Genomic DNA, 23,625 nt, shown 5'->3' on the forward strand with positions numbered 1-23,625 from the left:
AATTGGGGGAAGCGATGGTCGATGTGACGTCACAAGTGTCGGTGCAAACGGCCGCCGCGGCAACGCCGTCGGCGCGGCGCTATTACGTGCTGGGACTGCTCACCATCATCTACGCGCTGAACTTCCTCGACCGCACCATCTTCAACGTGCTGATCGAGCCGATCAAGAAGGAGTTTCAGCTCAGCGACACCATGATGGGCCTGCTCGCAGGCTTCGGCTTCGCGCTGTTCTATTCCCTGCTCGGCATCCCCATCGCGCGCGTCGCCGACCGGCTCAACCGGCGCAACATCGTCGCGATCGCGTTTGCGTTCTGGAGCGCGATGACGGCGCTGTGCGGCGCGGCCACGAGCGTGACCTCGCTGGCGCTTGCCAGGATCGGCGTCGGCATCGGCGAATCCGCGGGCTCGCCGGCCTCGCAGTCGATCGTCGCCGATCTCTTTGCCAAGAACGAGCGCCCGCGCGCGCTCGGCATCTACGCCGTCGGCACCTATCTCGGCGTCTTCCTCGGCTATTTCGTCGGCGGCTACGTCAACCAGCACTATGGCTGGCGAATGGCCTTTTATATTGCCGGCGTCCCCGGCATCCTGCTCGCCGCCATTCTGTGGCTGACGATCTCCGAGCCGAAGCGCGGTGCAATGCAGGAGAGCTTTGTGCCGGAGCCGCTCGGCGCGACCCTGCGCTTCCTCGCCTCGCAACGAAGCTTTGTCGTCGTGCTGATCGGCTTCTGCCTCACCACCTACACCAATTACGCGACTGCGGCCTGGATCCCGCCGTTCCTCGCGCGCGTGCATCATCTGTCGAGCGCGGAGATCGGCACCTATGCCGGCACGTTCAAGGGGCTCGCCGGCATGGCGGGCACCCTGCTCGGCGGCTTCGTGGTGGCGCGGGTCAGCCGCCGCGACGACCGCTGGAAGCTGTGGGCGCCCGCGATCACCTCTGGGCTAGCTGGACCCGTGTTCGCGCTGTGCCTGCTGACGCAGGATTTCGCGACCATGGTGGCTGCGCTGGCGCTGACCTCGTTCCTGGTGGGCTTCCATCTCGGACCGATCTTCGCGATCGCGCAGACCGTGGCGAAGCCCAGCATGCGGGCGCTGGCCTCCGCCCTGATCGCGCTCACCGCGACCTGCTTCGGCCAGGGTATCGGCCCGCTTGCAGTCGGAATGGTGAACGACGCGCTGAAAGGCAGCTTCGGCGCCGATGCGGTGCGTTATTCCCTGCTCTCGGCGGCGATCACGACCACGCTCGGCGCCCTCCTGTTCGTCTGGGCCGCCCGCCCGATCCGGGCCGATATCGCCCGCGCGGCGGCCTAGCTCAGTCCCCCTCCCGGCGTATTGAAACCATTTTGCGGAACCCGCGAAACCATCCGGAAACAGATCGTCCTTAAGACAAGAGCCAACAGACGGCGGCAAAGCCCGTCGGGAGGCTCAGATGAACCACTCAATTCACTCTGCTGACCGTGCGACCCACCTGAAAATCGTGGTGGTGGCGCTCGTGGCTGGCATCGGGGTCGCGGCCTTCGGGATCGCAGCCCGCACCGGCGCCGATTACAGCCAGACCGCCCAGTCGACCCAGGTGATCAAGGCCGGCAAGCCGGTGGTGGTCACCAGCTCGGGCTCGTCGGAGGTTCGCTGACGGCCTGAGAAAAGTTCGGTTTGAGACGAAACGGCCGCCTCGGGCGGCCTTTTGCTTTTCGACGAAGGCTGAAGATCACCAGACAAGTCTTTGATTCAAGGCGAGGAATAAAATGGCGACCAACCGCGGAGTCGACGCGCAGAAAGAATTTTGGGGCAAGGGCATGAAAAAGTATGCCCTCACCCCAGAAGGCAAGACGAACATAGACGACGAGCGACCGGGCGCTATTGCGTCTTGATGAGCCCGTTGGCGTAATCGTTCTTCGGATCATACCCGGAGTCGTGGAGATTCTTCAAATACAAGGCATGATCCTTGCTGCTCACACCGCCCGGCCAGACTGGAGATGGACCCATACGCGCAAATGCGGCGTTTGGGGTCGGACGGGCGTATGGGGTTGGGTTCATCGCGGCGGCAGATGCGCTTGGCTTCACCGCGCGGGTATGATGAGTCCGTTGCGCGGCCAAAGCGACGGAAGTGGAGAGCGCGAGGATAGCAAGGCTGACAAGGATGCTTCGGGTCATAGTCATCCTCCCGGAAATAAAGCCCCAGCACCAACAAATCCGAACTAGCTCAGAGGGTTTTTGTTCCAACAATGGCTTGGATGCTTGGGGCTGTTGTCGAAGGGTGGCAACGACTGGACCAGTCCCAACGCATCCGCCTCTCTTAAGTATATTTTCCGACTATCAGCTGGGCCGCGCCAAGACCGGCAAGGACGTTGCGGCGACGCTGCCGCCCTGGTCGCCGGCGATCCTGACGGCCCATGTGCGCAAGCTGGGCGTCGACATCGCGCCCAATGCGTCGATCTTCCGCAACCGGTCCGGGGCAGCCTATTCCGAGGCGGACCAGTCCAACAAAATGGCGAACAGCATCGCCACCAACAAGCGACTGCGCAAAACCTACAACCCGGTGAACCTCGCCAGCGTCAGGCGATTCGATCAGGCGCGCGTCGACGGGGCGAAGCTTCTGCACGAACAAAAGCCGGACAAAAATGTCAAGCCGCTGGGCATCCCGACACGTTCAGTGCGGTGCAGCAAAATGGGCGGGGCGGGAAGTGATTGAGATTGTTGCCAAAAATGGCGCGAGAGACGGGGCTCGAACCCGCGACCTCCGGCGTGACAGGCCGGCGCTCTAACCAACTGAGCTACTCCCGCGTGACGCGCAGATGTCCGCGGAACGAGGGGGGACTTAAAGGCGGGACATGGTGAAGTCAAGGACGTTGCATCCACAGTCGCAACGCCCGGATTTCCGCGAGCGGCGCGCGCAGACATATCCCTTCGCCGCGCCGACGGCGTAGTCAGTCCAGTCCCGAATCGTCTACGCCTCCGGGAACTTGCGGGTTCCGAGGTCGTCTCCCCGTTACGACACCGGCACGAATCGAGGAGGCCAGACATGGCGAAGAAAGCAGCCACTCCAGCCACCATCACGCTCAAGCACCTCGCCGCCGCCATCGCGGAAGGCCAGGACCTCTCGAAAAAGCATGCCGAGGCGATCCTCACCGACATGGTCGACCTGATCACCAGGCACCTGAAGAAGGGCGACCGTGTCCGTATCGTGGGCCTCGGCATCCTCCAGGTCCGCAAGCGCGCCGCGCGCACCGGCCGCAATCCCGCGACCGGCGAGGCGATCCACATCAAGGCCAGCAAGAAGGTCGCCTTCCGCCCGGTCAAGGAACTTAAAGAGTCGATCTGAACGCTACGCTTCGTTAAGCCTGATCCAGCGTCGCCCGCGCTCCAACACGGCCCCCGGAATGACGCTTTTCTGCTATACCGCCTTGCTCATCTGACCCGGCGGTTTGACCAGAATGTCCTCCCTCACCTTTACGCATACCGTGACCGAGCGCTTCCTGCGTTACGTCACCATCGATACCCAGTCCGATCCCGAATCTCCCACCTCGCCCTCGACCGAGAAGCAGAAGGATCTCGGCCGCGTGCTCGTGACCGAGCTCAAGGCCATGGGTGTCGCAGACGCCCATCTCGACGACTATGGCTACGTCTATGCGACGATTCCGGCCAACACCGACAAGAAAGTGCCGGTGATCTGCTTCTGCTCGCACATGGACACTTCGCCCGACTGCTCGGGCAAGGACGTCAAGCCGCAGCTCGTGAAGAACTATCGCGGCGGCGATATCACCCTGGCCGGCGATCCCACCCAGGTGATCCGCTTTGCCGAGCACCCGGCGCTGAAGAACCAGATCGGCAACGACATCATCACCACCGACGGCACCACGCTGCTGGGTGCCGACAACAAGGCCGGTGTCGCCGAGATCATGGATGCCGCGCATTTCTTCATCAACAATCCCGACGTGAAGCACGGCACCATCAAGATCCTGTTCACACCCGACGAGGAGATCGGCCGCGGCGTCGACAATGTCGACCTCAAGAAGCTTGGCGCCGATTTCGGCTACACCATGGACGGTGAGAGCGCCGGCAGCGTCGAGGACGAGACCTTCTCGGCCGACGGCGCCACCATCACCATCAACGGCGTCAGCGCCCATCCCGGCTACGCCAAGGGCAAGATGGAGCACGCGATCAAGATCGCAGCCGCCATCGTCGAGCGGCTGCCGAAGGAAGGCTGCTCGCCCGAGACCACGTCCGGCAAGCAGGGTTTTCTGCATCCGATCGGCATCACCGGCGCGCTCGAGCAGGCGACGCTCGCCTTCATCGTGCGCGACTTCACCGAAGAGGGCCTGAAGGAGAAGGAGACGCTGCTCGAGGGCATCGTCACGGACGTGATGAAGGACTATCCGCGCTCGACCTACCGGTTCGAGGTCAGGGAGCAGTACCGCAACATGAAGCAGGTGATCGACCGTCACCCGCACATCCTCGAATACGCCATCGAGGCGATCCGCCGCGCCGGCCTGCGCCCGATGCGCACCGCGATCCGCGGCGGCACCGACGGCTCCCGCCTGTCCTTCAGGGGCCTGCCCTGCCCCAACATCTTCGCCGGCGAGCACGCGTTTCACTCGCGCCTGGAATGGGTCAGCCGGCAGGACATGGAGAAGGCGGTGCAGACCATCGTGCATCTCGCGATGATCTGGGAGGAACGCGCGTAGGCTTGCTGCGAAAAGACGCGGGGCCCCGCACGCCCGCGGGGCAGAGCCAAGAACATGTTGTCCGAGGACCGCGCATGAGCTTCTATCAGGACAGGATCTTGCCGTGGCTGACGCATCTCGCCATGCGCCAGGCCCAGCTCGTGCCGTACCGCACCCGGGTCGCATCGCGCGCAACGGGCCGCGTCCTCGAGCTCGGAATTGGTCCGGGGCTCAATCTCGGATTCTACGGGCCGAGCGTGACGCAGATCATTGGCATTGATCCCTCACCGAAGCTTCTGGAGATCGCGCGCGACGCCGGTCGACAGCATGCGAGCCGGCTCGAGCTGATCCAAGGCTCCGCGGAAGCCATTCCGCTGGAAAATTCGAGCGTGGACACCGTCGTGACGACGTGGACCATGTGCAGCATCCCGGACGTCAGTCGCGCACTCTTGGAGGCGCGACGCATCCTGAAGCCGGGCGGGCAACTGCTGTTCGTCGAGCATGGCCGCGCGCCCGAGCCAAGCGTGCAATGGTGGCAGGATCGTTTGACCCCGCCCTGGAAGTCCTTCACTGGGGGCTGCCATCTCAATCGTGCCATCGCAGACCTGATCCGCAGCAACGGCTTCGCCGTCCAGGATCTCAATGTCGGCTATATGGCGGGACCAAAGCCGATGGCGTTCATATATGAAGGTCGGGCCCTTCCACGCTCGTAAAGACCGCGGTCGCCGTTCCCCGTTCGCTTTTGCGTCGCATCACCTGTCCTATGTTAACGACGGCAATCCCGGGATCATCAAAGATGCGAGCGGGGCGGAACCTCCAGATCGGGGAGAACCGCGTGGATCGCAGAACGGCTTGCCTGAACCAGGCAGACGCATTCCGGGAGAAGGCCATCGCCGATCCCGCGCACCATGACGAATGGATCGACGAAGCCATCAAATGGCTGGAACGAGCGATGGAAGCGAGCCGTCGCGTCGCGGTCACGATCGACGCCAAAGACGGCTGGCCCGTTCAGGACGCGGCGCAAGAGGCGGCAGCCGACGCGGCATTGCCGCAACGACCCGAGCGTGGTGGCTGATCGCATTCCTCTCAGGAATCCCCATTCGCGTAGGGCGAATTATATTTGTCGCGGTGGTTTGACCTCTGGCCAAATCGTGATAGGGGCGCGGTTTGCAGGTTCCGTCACGACGTGCGACAATGACGGATGCTCCTGAAATGGTTTGCCAACGCTGTGGTTATGCTGCTGGTCGCGCTCGGGCTTCTGCTCGCGCCGCTGGCCGCCCCCGCGTTTGCCGCGCCCGTCTCCGACGGCTCTCATCATCAGGCCATGCACGCCATGTCAGACGACATGCAAGTCATGCCGGATGACGTCCAGGCTTCGTCGGATGACATGCAGGCGATGGCGGACATGCCGTGCTGTCCCGGACAGACCAAGGGCGGGGATGGCGGACCTTGCCCCTTCGTGGCGCTCTGCCTGCTGAACATCTCAGTCCCCGCTCCGTCCGGAGCTGTTGCGCTGATCGAGCGCCAAGCTCGGCACAGCGCGCGCGTGCTGCGCAATGATCTTCCCGTCGACGGCCTCGGCGCACAGCCCCCGGACCATCCCCCTCGAACCCAGGTCTGATCGGCGCTCACGCGCCTGACGATCCCGCGTGCCGAACCCCGGTGCACGCACCGCGGCCTGCCGCCTTGCGGCTTGTCGCGTGCGGCCCCGGCGGCTCCATCAGACCAATCGAGGAATTGAAGTCATGACAACGTTCAACGTCGCACGCGCCGCCATGGCCGTGTTGATCGGCGCTGCCCTTGCGGGTACTGCGCATGCCGAAATCAAGAACTACGAGTTCCAGCTCATTCAGCCGACAATCAAGGCCGGAGCCGATCGCATCGTAACGGTGCGATTGGTCGACAAGGCCACCGGCAAGCCCGTGTCCGACGCCGTGGTCTTCGCCAGCCGTCTCGACATGGCGCCGGACGGCATGCAGGAGATGGCTACCAAGGTCACGCCGATGCCGGGCACGGAGCCCGGGACCTACCGCTTCAAGGCGACCTTCGGAATGGCCGGGCGGTGGCAGCTTTCGCTCGGCGCCAAGGTGCAGGGCGAAACCGGGACGGTGGAAAACAAGCTCGTCGTCACGGCCGAGCAATGACCCGCACCCGCCTCATCGGCACTGCCGCCGCGTTTCTCGCAGCGGCAGGTGTCGCGCTTTTCGTCGGCGACGGTATGAGACCGCAGTCCGAAATCGATCATCTCGTGTCCGCCGCAAGCGCAGCGGATGCAGGCGCGCCGATCTATTTTCGCGATCCGGACGGCAAGCCGTTCTACTCGCTCACCCCCAAGAAGACGCCCGACGGCCGCGACTACCGCGCCATACATGCCGGCGAGGACGTCAGCTTCGACGAGCCCGAGCAGGCTCCTAACATGGCAACTGCCGACGCAAAGCGCGATCGCAAGATCAAATACTACCGCAACCCGATGGGCCTGCCCGACACTTCCCCGGTGCCCAGGAAGGACTCGATGGGGATGGACTATATCCCCGTCTATGAGGGCGACGACAGCGATGATGGATCGGTGAGACTGTCGCCCGGCAAAATCCAGCGCACCGGGGTGAAGTCCGAGCCGGCCAAATTGCGCCGGATCAAGATACAGGTCCGCGCCCCCGGCACGATCCAGCTCGATGAACGCCGGATCTCGGTGGTCGCGATGCGCGCCGAGAGCTTCGTGCAAAAGGTCGCGGATGTGACGACCGGCAGCCGCGTGACGAAGGGGCAACCGTTGATGGAGATCTACAGCTCCGCGGTCGCCTCGGCAGCGGCCGAATATCTCGCAACCATCACGTCGAAGACCACGGCCGGCATCGAGCCCTATGGCCGCGGCTCGCGGCAACGGCTGGTCAATCTCGACGTGCCCGAACCCGTCATCGCCGAGATGGAGAAAAGCCACTCGGTGCCGATCACCATCCAGTGGTCGTCGCCGCGCGACGGCATCGTGCTCCAGCGCAACGCAATCGAGGGTATGCGTGCCCAGCCCGGCGACGTGCTGTTCCGCATCGCCGATATCTCGCAGGTGTGGGCAACCGTCGATGTCGCCGAGCGCGACCTCGGCAACATCAAAGTCGGCCAGCCCGTGACGGTTCGGGCTCGCAGCTATCCCGGCCGGGATTTTGGGGGCCAGATCAGCGTGGTCTATCCGCTGGTGAACAAGGAGACGCGCACCGCGCGGGTGCGCGTCGAGCTCGCGAATACCGATCTCGCCCTGCTTCCCGACATGTATGTCGACGCCGAGATCGACACCGGCAATCCGGCGCCGGTGCTCAGCGTCGCCGAGAGCGCGGTGCTCGACACCGGCAGCCGGCAGGCCGTGCTGGTCGACAAGGGACAGGGCCGCTTCGAACCGCGCGAGGTGAAGCTCGGGCGGCGGGGCGACGGCTACGTCGAGATTCGCGACGGCCTTGCCGAGGGCGATGCAATCGTCACCACCGCCAACTTCCTGATCGACGCCGAGAGCAATCTGAAGGCGGCGCTCAAAGGGTTTGCCGAGGCCGGCAACGCGCCTGAGGCCGACAGCGTCGGCGGCAAGGCGATGGAACCCAAGCCATGATCGCGCGCGTCATTGCGTGGTCGGCGCGCAACCTGCTGCTGGTCTTGTTTGGCACCGGCTTTGCCGCCGCTGCGGGCCTCTATGCCCTGGTCCACCTGCCGCTGGACGCCATTCCCGACCTCTCCGATACCCAGGTCATCGTCTATACCGAGTATCCCGGCCAGGCCCCCCAGGTGATCGAGGACCAGGTCACCTATCCCCTCACCACCGCGATGCTGACCGTGCCGAAATCGAAAGTGGTGCGCGGCTTCTCGTTTTTCGGCGTGTCCTTCGTCTATGTGATCTTCGAGGACGGCACCGACATCTATTGGGCGCGTTCGCGCGTGCTGGAGTTCCTCAACGGCGCCGCCTCGCGGCTGCCCGCCGGCGTGACGCCGACGATCGGTCCCGACGCGACGGGCGTCGGCTGGGTCTACCAATACGCCGTGATGTCGAAAGAGTTGAACCTCGCGGAGACGAGGACGATCCAGGACTGGAATTTGAAATTCGCCCTCGCCAAGGCAGAGGGCGTGGCGGAGGTCGCCGGCGTCGGCGGCTTCGTCAAGCAATACAACGTCATCCTCGACCCGCAGCGCATGCGCGACCTCGGCATCACCATGCAGAAGATGCGCGAGGCCATACGCGCGAGCAATGCCGACGTCGGCGGCCGCACCGTCGAGCTCTCCGAGTTCGAATATGTCATCCGCGGCAAGGGCTATCTCAAGAGCATCGACGATATCGGCAACATCGTGCTGAAGACCGACAACGGCACACCGGTCAAGCTGCGCGACGTCGCCCGCGTCGAGCTCGGACCGGATGAGCGACGCGGCATCGCCGAGCTCAATGGCGAGGGCGAGGTCGCGAGCGGCATCGTGCTCCAGCGTTTCGGCGTGAACGCGCTCGACGTGATCGAGAACGTCAAGAAGCGCTTCAGGGAGATCGCGACCAGCCTGCCGAAATCGGTCGAGATCGTCCCGGTCTACGACCGCTCGAACCTGATCTATGCGGCCATCGATACGCTGAAGCACACGCTGGTCGACGAGAGTATCGTCGTCGCCCTCGTCTGCATCGTGTTCCTGCTGCATGTGCGCAGCGCACTCGTCGCGATCCTGATGCTTCCCGTCGGCGTGTTGATGGCCTTTGGCGCGATGAAGCTGCTCGGGATCGGCTCGAACATCATGAGCCTCGGTGGCATCGCGATTGCGATCGGCGCCATGATCGATGCCGCGATCGTCATGATCGAAAATGCGCACAAGCATCTCGAGCGCGCCGAGCCCGGCCGATCGCGGGTGGCGATCCTGATCGAGGCCGCCGCCGAGGTCGGCCCCGCGCTGTTCTTCAGCCTCTTGATCATCACCGTCTCGTTCATGCCGATCTTCACGCTGGAATCTCAGGAAGGCCGGCTGTTCAGCCCGCTCGCCTTCACCAAGACCTTTGCGATGGCAGCGGCGGCGCTTCTCTCGGTCACGCTGGTGCCGGCGCTGATGGTGATCTTCGTCCGCGGCAAAATCGTCCCGGAGCACAGGAATCCGATCAACCGCGTCCTGATCTTCACCTATCGCCCGGTGATCACTGGCGTGCTGCGCGCCAAGATCCTGGTGATCCTGCTTGCGCTTGGCGTGCTCGCCGCCTCGGTCTGGCCGGCACGCCAGCTCGGCACCGAGTTCATGCCGAACCTCAATGAGGGCACCCTGCTCTACATGCCAACGACGCTGCCCGGCATTTCCGTGACCAAGGCGGCCGAGCTGATGCAGACCCAGGATCGGATCATCCGCTCGTTTCCCGAGGTCGCCTCGGTCTACGGCAAGGCCGGCCGCGCGGCGACCGCGACCGATCCCGCGCCGTCGGAGATGTTCGAGACCATCGTCAACCTCAAGCCGAAGCAGCAGTGGCGCGCAGGCGTAACCGTCGACAGCCTGATCGCGGAGATGGACAAGGCGCTGCAGTTTCCGGGCGTCTCCAACGCCTGGACCATGCCGATCAAGGCGCGCATCGACATGCTCTCGACCGGTATCCGCACTCCGATCGGCGTCAAGGTCATCGGCACCGACCTCGCCGGCATCGATAGGCTCGCCAAGCAGATCGAGCAGGTTCTCAAGGCGGTCCCCGGTACCTCCTCGGCCTATGCCGAGCGCGGCCTCGGCGGCTACTACCTCGAGATCACGCCGAACCGCGAGGCGCTGTCGCGCTATGGAATCATGGTGCAGGACGTGCAGGACACGATCGCAACGGCGCTCGGCGGCCAGGCTGTGACCACGACCGTCGAGGGCCGGCAGCGCTTCACCGTCAACATGCGCTATCCGCGCGACCTGCGCGACAATCCGAAGGCGATCGCCAGCGATATCCTGGTCCCGATGCCGGGCGGCGGCGCGGTTCCTCTCGGCGAGGTCGCAAGCGTCTCGCCGACGCGCGGGCCGACCACGATCCGCACCGAGAACGGGCAGCTCGCGACGTACATCTATGTCGACATCCGCGACCGCGACCTCGGCGGCTACGTCGCTGACGCGCAACGTGCGGTGCAGGCGAGCATCCAGTTTCCGCCGGGCAATTACGTGGTCTGGAGCGGACAGTATGAATATCTGGAACGCGCCACCGCGCGGCTGAAGATCGTCGTGCCGGTGACGCTGCTGATCATCTTCCTCTTGCTCTACCTCAACTTCCGCTCGGTCACCGAGACCATGATCGTCATGCTCTCGCTGCCGTTCGCTCTCGTCGGCGGCCTCTGGCTGATGTGGTGGCTCGGCTTCAACCTCTCGGTCGCGGTTGCGGTCGGCTTCATCGCGCTTGCCGGCGTGGCGGCCGAAACCGGCGTGGTGATGCTGATCTACCTCAACCAGGCGCTTGCCGAGACCAAAGCGCACTGCGCGCGCGAAGGCCGGGCCATGACACGCGGCGACCTTTACGAGGCCATCATGGAAGGCGCCGTCGAGCGCGTCCGGCCGAAGATGATGACAGTGGTTGCGATCATGGCCGGCCTGCTGCCGATCATGTGGAGCAGCGGCACGGGGTCGGAGATCATGCAGCGCATTGCAGTGCCCATGATCGGCGGCATGGTCTCGTCGACGCTCCTGACGCTGATCGTGATCCCCGCGATCTTCGGCCTGGTGAAGGGGGGCCGGCTATCGAAGGAATCGTCGTCGGCCGATCGGCCGAATGGCCACGGCGAGAGGCCGGTCGGCGTTGATCGTTCGGAAGCGGCCGAATGACGGGATCATGCACTCGGCGACCTCGGATGCTTGAATTGGTACAGATCCTGGTTTTTCGCCTCGGCCCTCCCTCGAAGCTGTACCCAAATCTGCCGCGCCAACGAACTAACGAGATAGGCAGGCATGACGACCCCCGAGACGGAACTCAAGGCCTTGATGCTGGCCAGTCAGAGCGGCGACGCTGCGGCTCACCGGAGGTTGCTCGAGCGGTTGAGCCGGCATTTGCGGGCCTACTACAAACGCAAGCTTGCGAGCTTCGGCAAGGGCGCGACGGAGGCGGAGGATTTGGTTCAGGAAGCACTACTGGCTATTCATATACAGCGGCACAGTTACGATCCGGCGGAACTGTTGACGCCCTGGGTACATGCGATCGCGCGCTACAAGCTGATTGACTTCCTGCGGAGGTCGCGGACGTCGCGCGCCGACGTGCCGATCGATGAAGCCGACGATATCATGGCAAATGACGACCATGTCGCTACAGAGAACAGCTACGACATCCGGCGCCTGATCGAGAAACTGCCAAGAAACATGCAATATGCCATCGGCGCAGTAAAGCTCGAGGGATTGAGCGTCGCTGAGGCAGCACGAAGGTACCGGCTCTCGGAACCCGCAATAAAGGTCAGCATCCATCGCGGGTTGAAGGCATTGGCGGACCTGATCGCCAAAGAGGTCAAATCATGAAGACGGACGAGCTCGTCACGGCGCTCAGCAGGCATCTCGAGCCGGTCGATCGGGGGCTCATCCGACGAACCGTCGGTCTTGCTGTCGCTGTTGCGATCATCGTGGCATTTAGCGTGATGGCACTCTGGCTTGGCGTGCGCACTGACTTCGTGACGGCCTATGCTGCTGCGTTCCTCATCGCAAAGCTCGCCTTTGCGGTTACGGTCATCAGCATTGCATCTGTCTACCTAATACGGCTGTCATCTCCCGGAGGGGAACGCGGGAGGCCTGCCTTCTGGGCATTTGTGCCTTTCGCCGCGACCATCCTACTCGCCGCCGTCAGTCTTGGATCTGCGCCTAGTTCGCACTGGAACAGAATGATCGTTGGGGATGAATGGCTGGAATGTCTCCTATCGATACCTGTCATTGCGATCGTACCTTTTGTCGTCCTGGTATGGGCCGTGCGAAGGGCCGCCCCCACTAATCTCGTCCGCGCAGGCGCGTTCACAGGCCTCGTTGCCGGCGGCGTAAGCGCACTGGCTTACGCGCTGCACTGCACCGACGACTCGTTGCCGTTCATTGCCGTTTGGTACGGCGGCACGATCTTGCTGTGCACCATTGCGGGCGCAGTGTTGGGGCCGCGTTTGCTGCGCTGGTAACCGCAGACTTCACGTCGGTGTGAGCCTGTAACCGCCAGACGGTTTGTTCCGAACTCCTCTTTAGAAGCGCGCACATGACGCGCTCCTACCAATGATGGAGCCGGGACTATGTTGAAGAAGACCCTTCTCACACTTTCGTTCTTGCTGCCGCTGGCAGCGTTGTCTCCGACCGCCCAGGCGGGCTCGACGATCACGGACAAGAGCTATTGGCCGAACGAGGCCAGACGCAGTGCGCCCTATGCTGGCTTCGCGCAGGATCGCGTCGGCTCGGCGTTTGCCTACGACCGCGGGCCTGCGGTCTCGACGCCTGCAACGGCTGCGACCAGAGATCGCTCGCCCTGGCGGTATTATGGAGGTCCAAAGTCCCACTAGCGGGACGTTGAGAACATCTCCGTACAGGAGACTGCGGATAGGAGCCGACTTCCGCAGTTCCTCCTCCCCGAATTGACGTCAACATAGGGAGCTCCGTATGGTTCTCAGCGAGCGCATCACAACAGCAACCAACCTCCTGGATACGCTGCGCGGCCGATTGAGCGACTATCTGGATCAATATCGCCTCGCCCTTTATCCGACGCTTGGCGCCGTTGTCGCTTTCAGCATCGCCTTCAACTGGCATTGGCTGACCACGGCCGAACTGGTCCGCATACTAACCGCGCTGCCCTGTATGCTGATGATGTACAAATGTCTGAGGTGCGGAATCGGCCAGCCCGATCGCAAGATACCAACTTCACAGAATGGGCTCCCGTCTCGCAGCACGGCAACCGCGGATCAATAGCGGGGCCGCGTGACACGTGGGGCCGTTGCCCGCGACCCACGCGAGGTAGGCCATGATGATGAACGGAATGATGTGGGGCATGGGGCTGATCTGGCTGCTGGTCGTTGTCGTCCCGATTCTTGCGGCAGCCGCTCTCATCAAATACCTGCGCTCCCGGCGGGGAAGGGATCAGCCATGAGTAGGCTTGCCGCCCTGTTGGTCCTGATCGCATCTCAGACCGTAGCCTTAGCCCAACAAGGCGACGTAGCCCGCGGCCAACAAGTGTTCAGGGTCTGCGCCACCTGTCATTCCCTCGAACCCAACCGGAACATGACCGGCCCAAGCCTTGCCGAATTATGGGATCGCAAGGCGGGTGGTCTAGCGAGCTTCGAACGATACTCGGACGCGCTGAAATCTTCCGGGATCATCTGGGACGATCGTTCGCTGGATACCTGGCTGACCGATCCGGATCGCATGGTACCGGATAACGCCATGCCATTTGAGGGCATTAAGGAGCGGCGTGACCGCGCCGACCTGCTCGCCTTTCTCAAGGACGCCACCAAACCCGGAGCAGCGCCTGCAGTCGCAGCTCAATCCGGCATGGGCGGAATGGTGGGCGGCGGCATGATGGGAGGCGGACGCGTGCCGAACCTGAGGGAGCCCCAGGCTTCCGAGCGCGTGACCCGCATTGCCCATTGTCGGGATACCTATCGTGTCACCACGGCGGACGGCAAGACGCACGCTTTTTGGGAGCGCAATTTGCGCCTGAAGACCGATTCCAGCAAAGACGGCCCGCAAAGCGATTCACCGGCGATTATCCCTGCAGGGATGATGGGCGACCGCGCCGACGTGATTTTCGCTTCACCGGAAGAGATCAGCAAGAAGATCGAGACACGATGCTGACAGAAGCGTCAAACGAGCCGTCCTCGTCCCGTCCGCAGGATTGCCAGGGCGATGCCAAGTCTCCTTGGTGCCGATCGCCAATCCTGTGATAGTCTCAGCCAGCGAACACCGCGAGTCATCCGTCACGATGGAGGCTGGCATGTTGAACATTCGCACCCTGAATCCGGGAATTGCAGCTGCCCTGTTGTCGTTGATCATCACCTCACAGGCATTCGGTCGAGGCAGTCAGGTCGGACACGACGATCCCTGGAATCCAGAACACATCGATCAGCTGCCGCTCAACGTCAGGAACGCCGTGACCCACATGTGTGGGGGAATGCCACGGGCTGCGCATTATTTCGCAACTTACCTGGATAATTCACGCATCATCAGGCTGCATTTCGAGCATCTGCACTGTGATCACGGCGGTGGATTTTGCAACTCCGCCGGCTGCCTGCATCAAGAGTACCTCTCAACAGGCAGTCAGTACCGGCTGATCAAGAGCTACTATGGCCGCGGCAACGACTGAGCACGAGCTCGGAAAATTCCTGTTCGTCGGGGCGGCTGTTTTAGCCGCGTAACAATGTTGCACATCGACACTCCTCTCGTTGCCGTGCTAAGGCAGTCCAACGTCAACCAGAGTGAATTCGTGCTTCTGAACCGCCAGCCTCCGAGACTTTGCGACGCGCGCGGTTGGCGCGGGCTGCTGGCTGTGCTCATCGCGATCACGTATTTGCTCGCCGGCGTCCTGCATGGTGCACATGATATCGACGTGACCAGTCCGTCCGGCGGCTCGGAAATCGCTTCGATCCTCGACGACGGCCTTGCGGGCCACGGCGACCACAAGGCGCTCGCGGGCCATCACTGCCACGGCTGCTTCTTGGTCGCAGTCATCCAGCCGGTACAACCGGACGCCGTGGCCGAGCTCCCCGCTGCGTCGCGGCTGCCGCTTCAAGCGGCGCTTGCCGGCATTGCGCCCGATACGGACTCCCCGCCCCCCAAACATCTGACCTGAACGGATAGCCGGGCGCCGCATGCGCCCATCGATCCTCCTTCACAGGTCGTATTCATGTTTTGCAGGCGAACGGCCGCGCGCATGGCGTGCGCGATGGCGTTTCTCATCAGCCCATCCCTGGTGCTGACGTCACACGCCCAGACCCTGACGATGCGCACTGCGCTGACGCGCGCGCTCGCGGCCAGCCCGCGGCTCACCGCGGCCGAGCGCGATGTCGGCATCGCCACGGGCCAGCGCATCCAGGCCGGCGCACTCCTCAATCCGGAACTGTCCTATGAACAGGACAACTCCTTCGGCTCCGGCATCTACCGCGGAACGAAATCGGCCGAGACCACGCTTCAGATCAGCCAGGCCTTCGAGCTGTTCGGCAAGCGCGAGGCGCGCATCGCCGCAGGAGCGGCCGGCCTCGAGGTCGCCGCCATCCAGCGCAAGGCGATCCGGCTCGAAGTGCTGTCGGAAACCGCGATCGCCTTCCTGAGCGTGCTCGGCGCGCAGCGGCGTATCCAGATCCTCGACGAGCAGATTGCCGCGATCGATCGGCTGACGCCGCTTCTGCGCCGCCGCGTCGAGGCCGGCGCCTCCTCTCCGGCCGAAACCGGCCGTGCCGAGGTTGCCTCCGCGCTGGTCAAGGCCGATCGCGAGCGCCTCAAGGCAACCCTGGCCAGCGCCCGGCGCGAGCTTGCCGTGCTGATGGGCGATCCCGCGGCAAAATTCGCAGAGGTCTCCGGTCGGCTCGACACCACGGGACGGCCGCCCTCGTTCAAGTCGGTGGTCGCCGCGATCGATGCCAATCCGCAACTGGTGCGCTGGACCGCCGTCTATGCGCAGCGCAACGCCGAGCTGCTGCTGGCGCGACTCAAGCCCTACCCGGACGTGCGGGTCGCCGCCGGCTGGCGGCATTTCAACGAGACCAATGACGACGCGGTGCGCCTCACCGTCTCGGTCCCGATTCCGGTATTCGACCAGAACCAGGGCAACATCCTCTCCGCGCAGGAGAGCCTCGCCAAGACCCGGGCCGAACGCGACACCAACCGCAACACCCTGATCGTGGTTGCGGGTCGCGCCTACGACTCGCTCGAGGGATCGCTGCGCGAGCTTGCCGTCCTGCGCGAGACCGCGATCCCGAAGGCGACCGAAGCGACGGACGCGATCTCGCAAGGCTACGGCCAGGGCCGCTTCACGCTGCTCGAGGTCCTCGACGCCCAGGCGAGCGTCACCCGGGCGCGCCTGCGCGAGCAGGAGGCGCTGCAGAATTTCCACGCAGGGGTTGCGACCATCGAAGGCCTCGTCGGCAATCCCTTCACGCTCGCCCGGGAGAGCGCAAGATGAAGACATCCTCCACCGTCCTCGCCGCACTCGTCGCCGCCGCGCTCGGCGCCTACGGCTATGCGATGCTCGCGCCCGGCAAGGTCGAGCCGGCCGGTCATGAAGAGAAAAAGGCTGAGAAGCCGAACGACCACGTCGAGCAGGACGAGCACGGCGCCGATCGCATCCGGATCTCCGACGTCAAGCTCGCCGCCGCCGGCGTGATGCTGGCGGAGGCTGCGAGCGCCACGCTGACAGACACCCTCGCCTTCAACGGCATCTTGCGCGCCAACCAGGAAGCCGTGGTGCAGGTAACGCCGCGCTTTCCCGGCATCGCCAAGTCAATCCTGAAGCGGATCGGCGACAAGGTCGCCAAGGACGACCTGCTCGCCGCGATCGAGAGCAACCAGAGCCTCACGGTTTACGAGCTCAAGGCGCCGATCGGCGGCACCATCATCGAGCGGCAGATCTCGCTCGGCGAATACGCTTCGGAACAGAAGCCGGCCTTCGTCGTCGCCGACCTCTCGACCATCTGGGTCGACCTCTCGATCTACCGCCAGGACCTCCGGCGTGTTCGCATCAGTGACGAGGTGCTGATCGATCCCGATGACGGCCGCGGCGAGATCAAGGGTGCGATCTCCTACCTCGCGCCGATCGGCTCCAGCGAGACCCAGACCGCGCTCGCGCGCGTCGTCCTGCAGAATCCCGACGGCCGGCTCCGTCCCGGCCTGTTCGTCACGGCGCGGCTGATCCTCGCCGCGCGCAACGTTGCCGTCGCCGTTCGCAGGAGCGCGATCCAGACGCTGGAGAACCGGACCATCGTCTTCGTCCGCGAGGACGGCGACAAGATCGAGGCCCGCCCGGTCGAGCTCGGCGAAACCGATCCGCGCTATGTCGAGATCAAGGCGGGGCTGTCGGCCGGCGAGCGCTACGTCGCCGAGAACAGCTTCGTCGTCAAGGCGGAGATGGGCAAGGGAGAGGCCGAGCATGATTGAGCGCATCCTCGCCTTCTCGATCCGTCAGCGCTGGCTGGTGGTTCTCCTCGTGCTCGCGGCCGGCGCCTTCGGCGCCTGGAACTTCGCACGTCTGCCAATCGATGCGGTCCCGGACATCACCAACGTCCAGGTCCAGATCAATACGAACGCTCCGGGCCTGTCTCCGCTCGAGGCCGAGCAGCGCATCACCTTTCCGATTGAAACCGTAATGAGTGGCCTGCCGAGGCTCGATTATACACGCTCGATCTCGCGCTATGGCCTGAGCCAGGTCACGGTCGTGTTTCAGGAAGGCACTGACGTCTACTTCGCCCGTCAGCTCGTAGGCGAGCGCATTCAGCAGGTGAAGGATCAACTGCCTGCCGGGGCCGAAGTCGCGCTGGGACCGATATCGACGGGCCTTGGCGAAATCTACATGTACACCGTCAGTGCCGAGCCGGGCGCGAAATCCGCGAGCGGCCGCGAGTACACGCCCACCGAGCTCCGCACGATCCAGGACTGGATCATCAAGCCCCAGCTTCGCACCGTTCCGGGAGTTGTCGAAGTCAACTCGATCGGTGGCTATGAGCGGCAATTCCACGTGCTTCCAAACCCGGGCCGGCTGATGGCTTACAATTTCGGCTTCCGGGACGTGCTGAGCGCGCTAGCCGCCAACAATGCCAATGTCGGAGCCGGTTACATCGAGCGCAACGGCGAGCAATATCTGGTCCGTGCGCCCGGCCAGGTCGCAACCATCGATGAAATCCGCGATATCGTGATCGGCTCCCGCGGCGGCGTGCCGGTTCGCGTTCGCGACGTCGCCGACGTGCAGGAAGGCAAGGATCTGCGAACCGGCGCAGCATCCGTCGACGGCAAGGAGACCGTGCTGGGCACCGCGATGCTGCTGATCGGCGAGAACAGCCGCTCGGTCGCGCAGCGGATCGCGGCCAAGCTGCGCGAGATCGCCAAGTCGCTGCCGGACGGCGTCGTCGCGCACGCGGTCTATGACCGTACGCATCTCGTGGAAGCGACGATCGAGACGGTTCAGAAGAACCTGCTGGAGGGCGCCGCCCTTGTCATTGTCGTCCTGTTCCTCATTCTCGGCAACATCCGCGCGGCGCTGATCACCGCCTGCGTCATTCCGCTCTCGATGGTGCTGACGATCACCGGCATGGTCGGAACCAAGGTCAGCGCCAATCTGATGAGTCTCGGCGCGATCGACTTCGGCATCATCGTCGACGGTGCCGTCATCATCGTCGAAAACTGCCTCCGTCTGCTTGCGCAGGAGCAGCATAGGCGCGGACGCCTGCTGTCGCTTGCCGAACGCACCGAAACGATCCGCGCCGGAACCAGCGAGGTCATCCAGCCGAGCCTGTTCGGAACGCTCATCATCGCCGTGGTCTACCTCCCGGTCCTGACCTTGACCGGCACCGAGGGCAAGATGTTCACGCCGATGGCGCTCACCGTGCTGATGGCACTGGCTGGCGCGGCTCTGCTGTCCGTCACCTTCGTACCTGCCGCGATCGCGATCCTGGTCAGCGGCAAGGTGTCGGAGGAGAATGTCTTCATGCGGGCCGCGAAGCGGATCTACATCCCGCTTCTCGACCGGGTCATCCGTCACCGTCTCGGCGTTGCCCTCGCCGGTCTCGTGATCGTGGCCGCCAGCCTGTTTGCCGCAACCCGGATGGGCGGAGAATTCATCCCCAGCCTGGATGAGGGCGACGTAACGATCGAGGCGATCCGGATTCCCGGAACCAGCCTGACGCAAAGCGTCGAGATGCAGCTACGGCTCGAGGGCGCGCTCAAAGAGGTGCCTGAGGTCGCCACCGTGTTCTCCAAGCTCGGCACCGCGGAGGTCGCCAACGATCCGATGCCGCCCAATGCCGGCGATACTTACGTCATGCTGAAGCCGAAGGAGCAATGGCCCGACCCCGGCAAGTCCAAGGCTGATGTCGTCGAGGAGCTCGAGCGTGTCGCCAACACGCTGCCGGGCACGACCTACGGCATGACGCAGCCGATCCAGATGCGCTTCAACGAGCTCATTGCGGGCGTGCGCAGCGACGTCGGCGTCAAGATATTCGGCGACGACCTCGATATCCTGCTCGGGATCGCGCAGCAGGTGCAATCCGTCCTGCACGGAATTGAAGGCGCGGCCGACCTCAAGACCGAGCAGGTTACTGGCCTGCCGATCCTGACGATCAAGCTCGACCGGCAAGCGCTGTCACGTTATGGCCTCAGCGTCGCCGACGTGCAGAACGTGGTCGAAATCGCGGTCGGCGGAAAGCCTGCGGGCAAGCTCTATGAGGGCGATCGCCGCTTCGATATCGTCTTACGCTTGCCGGAGAGCCTGCGTGCCAACCTTGATGCGATCAAGGCCATTCCCATTTCCCTGCCGCCCGCACCGGACGGTGCGGCGCTGACCAGGACGGCATGGACCGGTACAACCGGAGCGCCGCTACGTTACGTGCCGCTATCCTCCGTGGCCTCCGTAGAGGTCGCGCCCGGACCGAACCAGATCAGCCGTGAGAACGGCAAGCGCCGCGTCGTGGTCGCAACGAACGTGCGCGGGCGCGACCTCGGCTCCTTCGTCACTGAAGCCGAGGCGGCCGTGGCGCAGAAGGTCAAGCTACCGCCGGGCTACTGGATCGGCTGGGGCGGACAGTTCGAGCAGCTGGTCTCGGCCACCAAGCGCTTGACCATCGTGGTGCCGGTGGCGCTGCTCCTCGTCTTCCTGCTGCTGTTCATGAGCATGGGATCGGCCGCGGACGCGCTGCTCGTGTTCTCTGGCGTGCCGCTGGCGCTGACCGGCGGCGTCGCCGCGCTGCTGCTGCGCGGCATTCCGCTGTCGATCAGCGCCGGCGTCGGCTTCATCGCACTGTCGGGCGTGGCCGTGCTCAACGGCCTCGTCATCATCGCCTTCATCGAGCGGCTGCGCCGCGAGGGGCGGTCCGTCGCGGATGCGGTGCGCGAGGGTGCGCTGACGCGCCTGCGCCCCGTGCTGATGACCGCGCTGGTCGCCTCCCTCGGCTTCGTGCCGATGGCGCTCGCCACCGGCGCCGGCGCCGAGGTGCAGCGGCCGCTTGCGACCGTGGTGATCGGCGGGATCATCTCCTCGACCGTGCTGACGCTGCTGGTGCTGCCGGCGCTTTACGTCCTGTTCCGCCGTGACGCGACCGGGGAAACGCCTACAATGAGCTCCGATTTGGCCGCTTCGGAGGAGCAATAGACGTGAGCAGCCATGACCATCACGGTCATCACCACCATGACCATGGCGACCACGCGCATGGTCTTGGTCACGATCACGGCCACGGCCATGCGCATGTCCACGCGCCCGCGAATTTCGGCAGGGCCTTCGCGATCGGCATTTCGCTCAACAGCGCGCTGGTCGTGGCGGAAGCGGTTTATGGCTATATCGGCAATTCCACCGCGCTGCTCGCCGATGCCGGCCACAATCTCAGCGACGTGCTCGGTCTCGTCGTGGCCTGGGGTGCGTCGATCGCGGCCAAGCGCGCGCCGAGCGGCCGCTTCACCTATGGCCTGCGCGCCTCCACCATTCTCTCGGCGCTGGCGAACGCGGTGTTCCTGCTGGTCGCGACCGGCGCGATCGGCTGGGAGGCGATCCTGCGCCTGCGCGAGCCGGAGCCGATCGCCGGCGTCACCGTGATGGTGGTCGCCGGCATCGGCATCCTCATCAACGGCGCCACCGCCATGCTGTTTGCGAGCGGGCGGAAAGAGGACATCAACATCGAAGGCGCTTACCTGCACATGGCCGCCGACGCCGCGATCTCGTTCGGCGTCGTCGTCGCGGCGGCGCTGATCATCTGGACCGGCTGGCTCTGGCTCGATCCCGTAACCAGCCTCATCATCTGCGCCACCATCCTGTGGAGCACGACCAGCCTGCTGCGCAGCTCCATCGACATGTCGATGGCCGCCGCACCGAAGGGCACCGACCTCGACGCCATCAGGACATTCCTCCTGGACCGCCCCGGCGTCGACGCGATCCACGACCTCCACGTCTGGCCGATCTCGACCACCGAGACGGCGCTGACGTGCCATTTGGTCATGCCCGGCGGCGCCACGGGCGACGCGTTCCTGATGGAGACGGCGCAACTGCTGAAGACGTCATTCCGCATCGGCCACACCACGCTTCAGGTGGAGACGCGCCCCGATAACGGCTGCGCGCTGGCGCCGGATCATGTGGTGTGAGGGTGAGTTGCGCCGTCGCCCCAATCGCAGGTGTCGTCCCGGACAAGCGAAGCGCCGATCCGGGATCCATAACCACAGGGCGTGGTTTGGCGAAGACTCGCGGTTACCCGATCGCGCCGCAACTTCTCCCTGGGTTATGGGTCCCTGTGCCCCCCGTGCGCAATTGCGCACTAGGCCGGGACGACACTGACTATGCGGCACGATGCTTCCAACTCATTCACAATGAAGGCTGAGAGCAAGCGACCCTACGCCGCCTTCGCCGTCACGATCCAGATCGCGCCCTGCAGGGCCACCGACTGCCCCTTCACGTATGGCGCGAGCATCTCGCGGATCGAGGCCTTGGCGGCCTCATAGGTCTCCGGCGGATGGCCCTGGAGGGCACGGCTGGCGGGGCCGATCTGGAGCGAGCCATCGACGGCCGCCTCGAGGCCGCCGCCGATCGCGACATCCATCGCCAGATTCTGCGGCTCCATCGCCGCGTCCACGAAGCCGGCGCCCTTGAGGATACGCATCACGCGCTCCTCCGATGCAAAGGCGAAGGGACCGGGCTCTTCGGGCCCGACCGGCGGCATCTTCGGCACGTGTTTGTAGACCGCCATCAGCGGGGCCATCATCCAGGGATTTTCGCGCGGCTCGCGCCAACAGGCGAAGGCCAGCCGCCCCGAGGGCTTCAACGCACGACGGAGATTGGTGAAGGACGCGATCGGATCGGCGAAGAACATCACGCCGAAGCGCGAGGCCAGGAGATCGAAGCTCGCCGGCTCGAACGGATGGACGGTGGCATCCGCCAGCACGAAATCCAGTGGCAGGCCCGTCGGCGCCAGCGCGCGGGCCTGCGACAGCATCGGGTCGGACACGTCGAGGCCGAGCGCAAACCCGTTCGGCGCCACCGCCTTCGCGAACGCGAACGTCGTCGCACCGGAGCCGCAGCCGACGTCGAGCACGCGCTCACCCGGTCTGGGCTTGGCGCGGTCGATCAGCACGTCGGCAATGGGCCCCAGTAAATTCTCCTGCGCCGCATGGCGATCCGCCCAGCGCTGCCCGCTGGGTCCGTTCCAATAGGCGATCTGGTCGGCGTTTTGCTCGTGTCCGCTTGGCTGTTCCATGGATGCGCCTCCGGCAGCTTGGTCGAAAGACCCCGATGCCGAAATGCGAAGACGCCGTCAACTGAGGCGGGTTCTTCGGCGACACGCTTTTGCGTGCACGCCGCGCGACACGGCGTCAGAGGTTGACGGACGATAAGGGGATTTGGCTGCCGACCTGCGCTACGCCAGGTCATTCAGCCGCGAGCGAGGCCCCGGTTCGCTTCGCAAGGACGCGGCGGAAGTCCGCTGCCAGCTCGTCGTAGTAGTGAGCAAGCTCCTCATAAAAGGCCCGGCCGGCCTCATCAGGAGCTTCCTGAGCCGCTCTCATGCAGTGGACGGCTTTGGATTCGTACCTTTCCAGCTTGATGCGAAGATCACTCATCACGGCGATACTCCACGCTGACATAGGGAGCCGGAACGTTGGTTCGAACCGCGATCGAAAAGATGACCGAAAAAAGGTAATTTTGGACCCCACGAGGGCTCTTTCGGGGCGTCGGGTGCCAGGCGAAGGCACGCAAGGGGCCCGACAACCACCAAATCGGGTTCGGTCGTCGGCCCGCCTGCCGAGCCGAAGCTCGCGCCGAAAAGCCCACCTTCGCCCGTCGGGCTTCGGCGTGGCAGCCTGCCTCGCTGCGCGAGCGCAGG

The 23,625-nt window shown here is 64.3% G+C and carries 27 protein-coding genes and 1 tRNA gene; 24 read left to right on the plus strand and 4 right to left on the minus strand.

The genetic code is table 11. The annotated features are described in order from the left end of the window. Positions 1–14 precede the first annotated feature (14 nt). From AYJ54_RS44550 to AYJ54_RS53640, 3 genes are all read left to right on the plus strand, one after another. Positions 15–1,310 (plus strand): spinster family MFS transporter, encoded by a 1,296-nt coding sequence (locus AYJ54_RS44550; RefSeq protein ID WP_063708826.1) that lies wholly within the window; start codon positions 15–17, stop codon positions 1,308–1,310. Between the two features lie 118 nt (positions 1,311–1,428). Then, positions 1,429–1,632 carry a hypothetical protein gene (locus AYJ54_RS44555; RefSeq protein WP_063708827.1) on the plus strand — a complete coding sequence of 68 codons (204 nt, stop codon included), beginning with the start codon at positions 1,429–1,431 and terminating at the stop codon, positions 1,630–1,632. A gap of 112 nt (positions 1,633–1,744) precedes the next feature. Then, entirely contained in the window at positions 1,745–1,870 is a 126-nt protein-coding gene (locus AYJ54_RS53640) for a hypothetical protein (protein WP_283808776.1), read from the plus strand. On the opposite strand, the gene AYJ54_RS50370 is transcribed toward AYJ54_RS53640, so the two are convergent. Next, on the minus strand, positions 1,857–2,153 hold the full coding sequence (locus AYJ54_RS50370; protein ID WP_136624362.1) for a hypothetical protein: 297 nt from the start codon (positions 2,151–2,153) through the stop codon (positions 1,857–1,859). The genes AYJ54_RS53640 and AYJ54_RS50370 overlap by 14 nt on opposite strands. Before the next feature lie 241 nt (positions 2,154–2,394). Between AYJ54_RS50370 and AYJ54_RS44560 the strand changes: the two genes are divergently transcribed. Continuing rightward, a complete protein-coding gene (locus AYJ54_RS44560) occupies positions 2,395–2,691 on the plus strand; it encodes a hypothetical protein (RefSeq protein ID WP_136624363.1) in 297 nt (98 codons plus the stop codon). A gap of 15 nt (positions 2,692–2,706) precedes the next feature. On the opposite strand, the gene AYJ54_RS44565 is transcribed toward AYJ54_RS44560, so the two are convergent. Further along, positions 2,707–2,783, minus strand: a tRNA-Asp gene (locus AYJ54_RS44565). 238 nt (positions 2,784–3,021) lie between these two features. Between AYJ54_RS44565 and AYJ54_RS44570 the strand changes: the two genes are divergently transcribed. From AYJ54_RS44570 to AYJ54_RS44660, 20 genes are all read left to right on the plus strand, one after another. Continuing rightward, positions 3,022–3,321 carry an HU family DNA-binding protein gene (locus tag AYJ54_RS44570; protein WP_063708829.1) on the plus strand — a complete coding sequence of 100 codons (300 nt, stop codon included), beginning with the start codon at positions 3,022–3,024 and terminating at the stop codon, positions 3,319–3,321. Positions 3,322–3,433: 112 nt separating this feature from the next. Continuing rightward, positions 3,434–4,684 (plus strand): peptidase T, encoded by a 1,251-nt coding sequence (gene pepT / locus AYJ54_RS44575; RefSeq protein ID WP_063708830.1) that lies wholly within the window; start codon positions 3,434–3,436, stop codon positions 4,682–4,684. Between the two features lie 74 nt (positions 4,685–4,758). Then, positions 4,759–5,376 (plus strand): class I SAM-dependent methyltransferase, encoded by a 618-nt coding sequence (locus tag AYJ54_RS44580; protein ID WP_063708831.1) that lies wholly within the window; start codon positions 4,759–4,761, stop codon positions 5,374–5,376. Positions 5,377–5,498: 122 nt separating this feature from the next. Beyond that, positions 5,499–5,738: a hypothetical protein gene (locus AYJ54_RS44585; protein ID WP_063708964.1), complete on the plus strand. Its 240-nt coding sequence runs from the start codon at positions 5,499–5,501 to the stop codon at positions 5,736–5,738. A gap of 126 nt (positions 5,739–5,864) precedes the next feature. Next, on the plus strand, positions 5,865–6,284 hold the full coding sequence (locus AYJ54_RS44590; RefSeq protein WP_063708832.1) for a hypothetical protein: 420 nt from the start codon (positions 5,865–5,867) through the stop codon (positions 6,282–6,284). 124 nt (positions 6,285–6,408) lie between these two features. Further along, positions 6,409–6,807 (plus strand): FixH family protein, encoded by a 399-nt coding sequence (locus AYJ54_RS44595; RefSeq protein ID WP_063708833.1) that lies wholly within the window; start codon positions 6,409–6,411, stop codon positions 6,805–6,807. Further along, a complete protein-coding gene (locus AYJ54_RS44600) occupies positions 6,804–8,258 on the plus strand; it encodes an efflux RND transporter periplasmic adaptor subunit (protein WP_063708834.1) in 1,455 nt (484 codons plus the stop codon). Before AYJ54_RS44595 ends, AYJ54_RS44600 begins: the two co-directional genes overlap by 4 nt. After that, positions 8,255–11,443 (plus strand): efflux RND transporter permease subunit, encoded by a 3,189-nt coding sequence (locus AYJ54_RS44605; protein ID WP_063708835.1) that lies wholly within the window; start codon positions 8,255–8,257, stop codon positions 11,441–11,443. The genes AYJ54_RS44600 and AYJ54_RS44605 overlap by 4 nt, the downstream gene beginning before the upstream one ends. 123 nt (positions 11,444–11,566) lie before the next feature. After that, positions 11,567–12,124 (plus strand): sigma-70 family RNA polymerase sigma factor, encoded by a 558-nt coding sequence (locus AYJ54_RS44610; protein WP_063708836.1) that lies wholly within the window; start codon positions 11,567–11,569, stop codon positions 12,122–12,124. Next, positions 12,121–12,762, plus strand: a complete 642-nt coding sequence (locus AYJ54_RS44615; protein WP_063708837.1) for an NrsF family protein — start codon at positions 12,121–12,123, stop codon at positions 12,760–12,762. The genes AYJ54_RS44610 and AYJ54_RS44615 overlap by 4 nt, the downstream gene beginning before the upstream one ends. Before the next feature lie 108 nt (positions 12,763–12,870). Further along, on the plus strand, positions 12,871–13,134 hold the full coding sequence (locus AYJ54_RS44620) for a hypothetical protein (protein ID WP_063708838.1): 264 nt from the start codon (positions 12,871–12,873) through the stop codon (positions 13,132–13,134). Positions 13,135–13,231: 97 nt separating this feature from the next. Continuing rightward, positions 13,232–13,537 (plus strand): hypothetical protein, encoded by a 306-nt coding sequence (locus tag AYJ54_RS44625; RefSeq protein ID WP_063708839.1) that lies wholly within the window; start codon positions 13,232–13,234, stop codon positions 13,535–13,537. A gap of 52 nt (positions 13,538–13,589) precedes the next feature. Continuing rightward, positions 13,590–13,715: a hypothetical protein gene (locus tag AYJ54_RS53645; RefSeq protein WP_283808777.1), complete on the plus strand. Its 126-nt coding sequence runs from the start codon at positions 13,590–13,592 to the stop codon at positions 13,713–13,715. Continuing rightward, the gene (locus AYJ54_RS44630) at positions 13,712–14,419 is read left to right on the plus strand and encodes a c-type cytochrome (RefSeq protein WP_063708840.1); all 708 of its coding nucleotides are present in this window, start codon (positions 13,712–13,714) and stop codon (positions 14,417–14,419) included. The genes AYJ54_RS53645 and AYJ54_RS44630 overlap by 4 nt, the downstream gene beginning before the upstream one ends. 139 nt (positions 14,420–14,558) lie before the next feature. Continuing rightward, on the plus strand, positions 14,559–14,927 hold the full coding sequence (locus AYJ54_RS44635) for a hypothetical protein (protein WP_063708965.1): 369 nt from the start codon (positions 14,559–14,561) through the stop codon (positions 14,925–14,927). 54 nt (positions 14,928–14,981) lie between these two features. After that, positions 14,982–15,413 carry a hypothetical protein gene (locus AYJ54_RS44640; protein ID WP_347337253.1) on the plus strand — a complete coding sequence of 144 codons (432 nt, stop codon included), beginning with the start codon at positions 14,982–14,984 and terminating at the stop codon, positions 15,411–15,413. 54 nt (positions 15,414–15,467) lie between these two features. Continuing rightward, a complete protein-coding gene (gene ihpA, locus AYJ54_RS44645; protein WP_063708841.1) occupies positions 15,468–16,742 on the plus strand; it encodes a divalent metal ion exporter subunit IhpA in 1,275 nt (424 codons plus the stop codon). Then, positions 16,739–17,713 carry a divalent metal ion exporter adaptor subunit IhpB gene (gene ihpB / locus AYJ54_RS44650; protein ID WP_063708842.1) on the plus strand — a complete coding sequence of 325 codons (975 nt, stop codon included), beginning with the start codon at positions 16,739–16,741 and terminating at the stop codon, positions 17,711–17,713. The genes ihpA and ihpB overlap by 4 nt, the downstream gene beginning before the upstream one ends. Continuing rightward, a complete protein-coding gene (locus AYJ54_RS44655) occupies positions 17,706–20,915 on the plus strand; it encodes an efflux RND transporter permease subunit (protein WP_063708843.1) in 3,210 nt (1,069 codons plus the stop codon). Before ihpB ends, AYJ54_RS44655 begins: the two co-directional genes overlap by 8 nt. 2 nt (positions 20,916–20,917) lie before the next feature. Further along, positions 20,918–21,895 carry a cation diffusion facilitator family transporter gene (locus AYJ54_RS44660; RefSeq protein ID WP_063708844.1) on the plus strand — a complete coding sequence of 326 codons (978 nt, stop codon included), beginning with the start codon at positions 20,918–20,920 and terminating at the stop codon, positions 21,893–21,895. 245 nt (positions 21,896–22,140) lie between these two features. On the opposite strand, the gene AYJ54_RS44665 is transcribed toward AYJ54_RS44660, so the two are convergent. Together AYJ54_RS44665 and AYJ54_RS44670 are read right to left on the minus strand one after the other, a co-directional pair. Then, complete coding sequence (locus tag AYJ54_RS44665) at positions 22,141–23,001, minus strand: class I SAM-dependent methyltransferase (protein ID WP_063708845.1); 861 nt, start codon at positions 22,999–23,001, stop codon at positions 22,141–22,143. A 169-nt stretch (positions 23,002–23,170) separates the two neighbouring features. After that, positions 23,171–23,362, minus strand: coding sequence for a hypothetical protein (locus tag AYJ54_RS44670; RefSeq protein WP_136624364.1), 192 nt, complete (start codon positions 23,360–23,362; stop codon positions 23,171–23,173). Positions 23,363–23,625 lie beyond the last annotated feature (263 nt).

The sequence above is a fragment of the Bradyrhizobium centrolobii genome (genome assembly GCF_001641635.1).
Lineage (GTDB): Bacteria > Pseudomonadota > Alphaproteobacteria > Rhizobiales > Xanthobacteraceae > Bradyrhizobium > Bradyrhizobium centrolobii.

Coding starts and splice junctions, on each gene's coding strand:
- AYJ54_RS44655 (WP_063708843.1), top strand. CDS start 17,706: ATGATTGAGCGCATCCTCGCCTTCTCGATCCGTCAGCGCTGGCTGGTG.
- ihpB (WP_063708842.1), top strand. CDS start 16,739: ATGAAGACATCCTCCACCGTCCTCGCCGCACTCGTCGCCGCCGCGCTC.
- AYJ54_RS44555 (WP_063708827.1), top strand. CDS start 1,429: ATGAACCACTCAATTCACTCTGCTGACCGTGCGACCCACCTGAAAATC.
- AYJ54_RS44665 (WP_063708845.1), bottom strand. CDS start 23,001: ATGGAACAGCCAAGCGGACACGAGCAAAACGCCGACCAGATCGCCTAT.
- AYJ54_RS44635 (WP_063708965.1), top strand. CDS start 14,559: ATGTTGAACATTCGCACCCTGAATCCGGGAATTGCAGCTGCCCTGTTG.
- AYJ54_RS44550 (WP_063708826.1), top strand. CDS start 15: ATGGTCGATGTGACGTCACAAGTGTCGGTGCAAACGGCCGCCGCGGCA.
- AYJ54_RS53640 (WP_283808776.1), top strand. CDS start 1,745: ATGGCGACCAACCGCGGAGTCGACGCGCAGAAAGAATTTTGGGGCAAG.
- AYJ54_RS50370 (WP_136624362.1), bottom strand. CDS start 2,153: ATGACCCGAAGCATCCTTGTCAGCCTTGCTATCCTCGCGCTCTCCACT.
- AYJ54_RS44640 (WP_347337253.1), top strand. CDS start 14,982: ATGTTGCACATCGACACTCCTCTCGTTGCCGTGCTAAGGCAGTCCAAC.
- pepT (WP_063708830.1), top strand. CDS start 3,434: ATGTCCTCCCTCACCTTTACGCATACCGTGACCGAGCGCTTCCTGCGT.
- AYJ54_RS44620 (WP_063708838.1), top strand. CDS start 12,871: ATGTTGAAGAAGACCCTTCTCACACTTTCGTTCTTGCTGCCGCTGGCA.
- AYJ54_RS44615 (WP_063708837.1), top strand. CDS start 12,121: ATGAAGACGGACGAGCTCGTCACGGCGCTCAGCAGGCATCTCGAGCCG.
- AYJ54_RS44595 (WP_063708833.1), top strand. CDS start 6,409: ATGACAACGTTCAACGTCGCACGCGCCGCCATGGCCGTGTTGATCGGC.
- AYJ54_RS44630 (WP_063708840.1), top strand. CDS start 13,712: ATGAGTAGGCTTGCCGCCCTGTTGGTCCTGATCGCATCTCAGACCGTA.
- AYJ54_RS44570 (WP_063708829.1), top strand. CDS start 3,022: ATGGCGAAGAAAGCAGCCACTCCAGCCACCATCACGCTCAAGCACCTC.
- AYJ54_RS53645 (WP_283808777.1), top strand. CDS start 13,590: ATGATGATGAACGGAATGATGTGGGGCATGGGGCTGATCTGGCTGCTG.
- AYJ54_RS44600 (WP_063708834.1), top strand. CDS start 6,804: ATGACCCGCACCCGCCTCATCGGCACTGCCGCCGCGTTTCTCGCAGCG.
- AYJ54_RS44670 (WP_136624364.1), bottom strand. CDS start 23,362: ATGAGTGATCTTCGCATCAAGCTGGAAAGGTACGAATCCAAAGCCGTC.
- AYJ54_RS44610 (WP_063708836.1), top strand. CDS start 11,567: ATGACGACCCCCGAGACGGAACTCAAGGCCTTGATGCTGGCCAGTCAG.
- AYJ54_RS44590 (WP_063708832.1), top strand. CDS start 5,865: ATGCTCCTGAAATGGTTTGCCAACGCTGTGGTTATGCTGCTGGTCGCG.
- AYJ54_RS44605 (WP_063708835.1), top strand. CDS start 8,255: ATGATCGCGCGCGTCATTGCGTGGTCGGCGCGCAACCTGCTGCTGGTC.
- AYJ54_RS44580 (WP_063708831.1), top strand. CDS start 4,759: ATGAGCTTCTATCAGGACAGGATCTTGCCGTGGCTGACGCATCTCGCC.
- ihpA (WP_063708841.1), top strand. CDS start 15,468: ATGTTTTGCAGGCGAACGGCCGCGCGCATGGCGTGCGCGATGGCGTTT.
- AYJ54_RS44625 (WP_063708839.1), top strand. CDS start 13,232: ATGGTTCTCAGCGAGCGCATCACAACAGCAACCAACCTCCTGGATACG.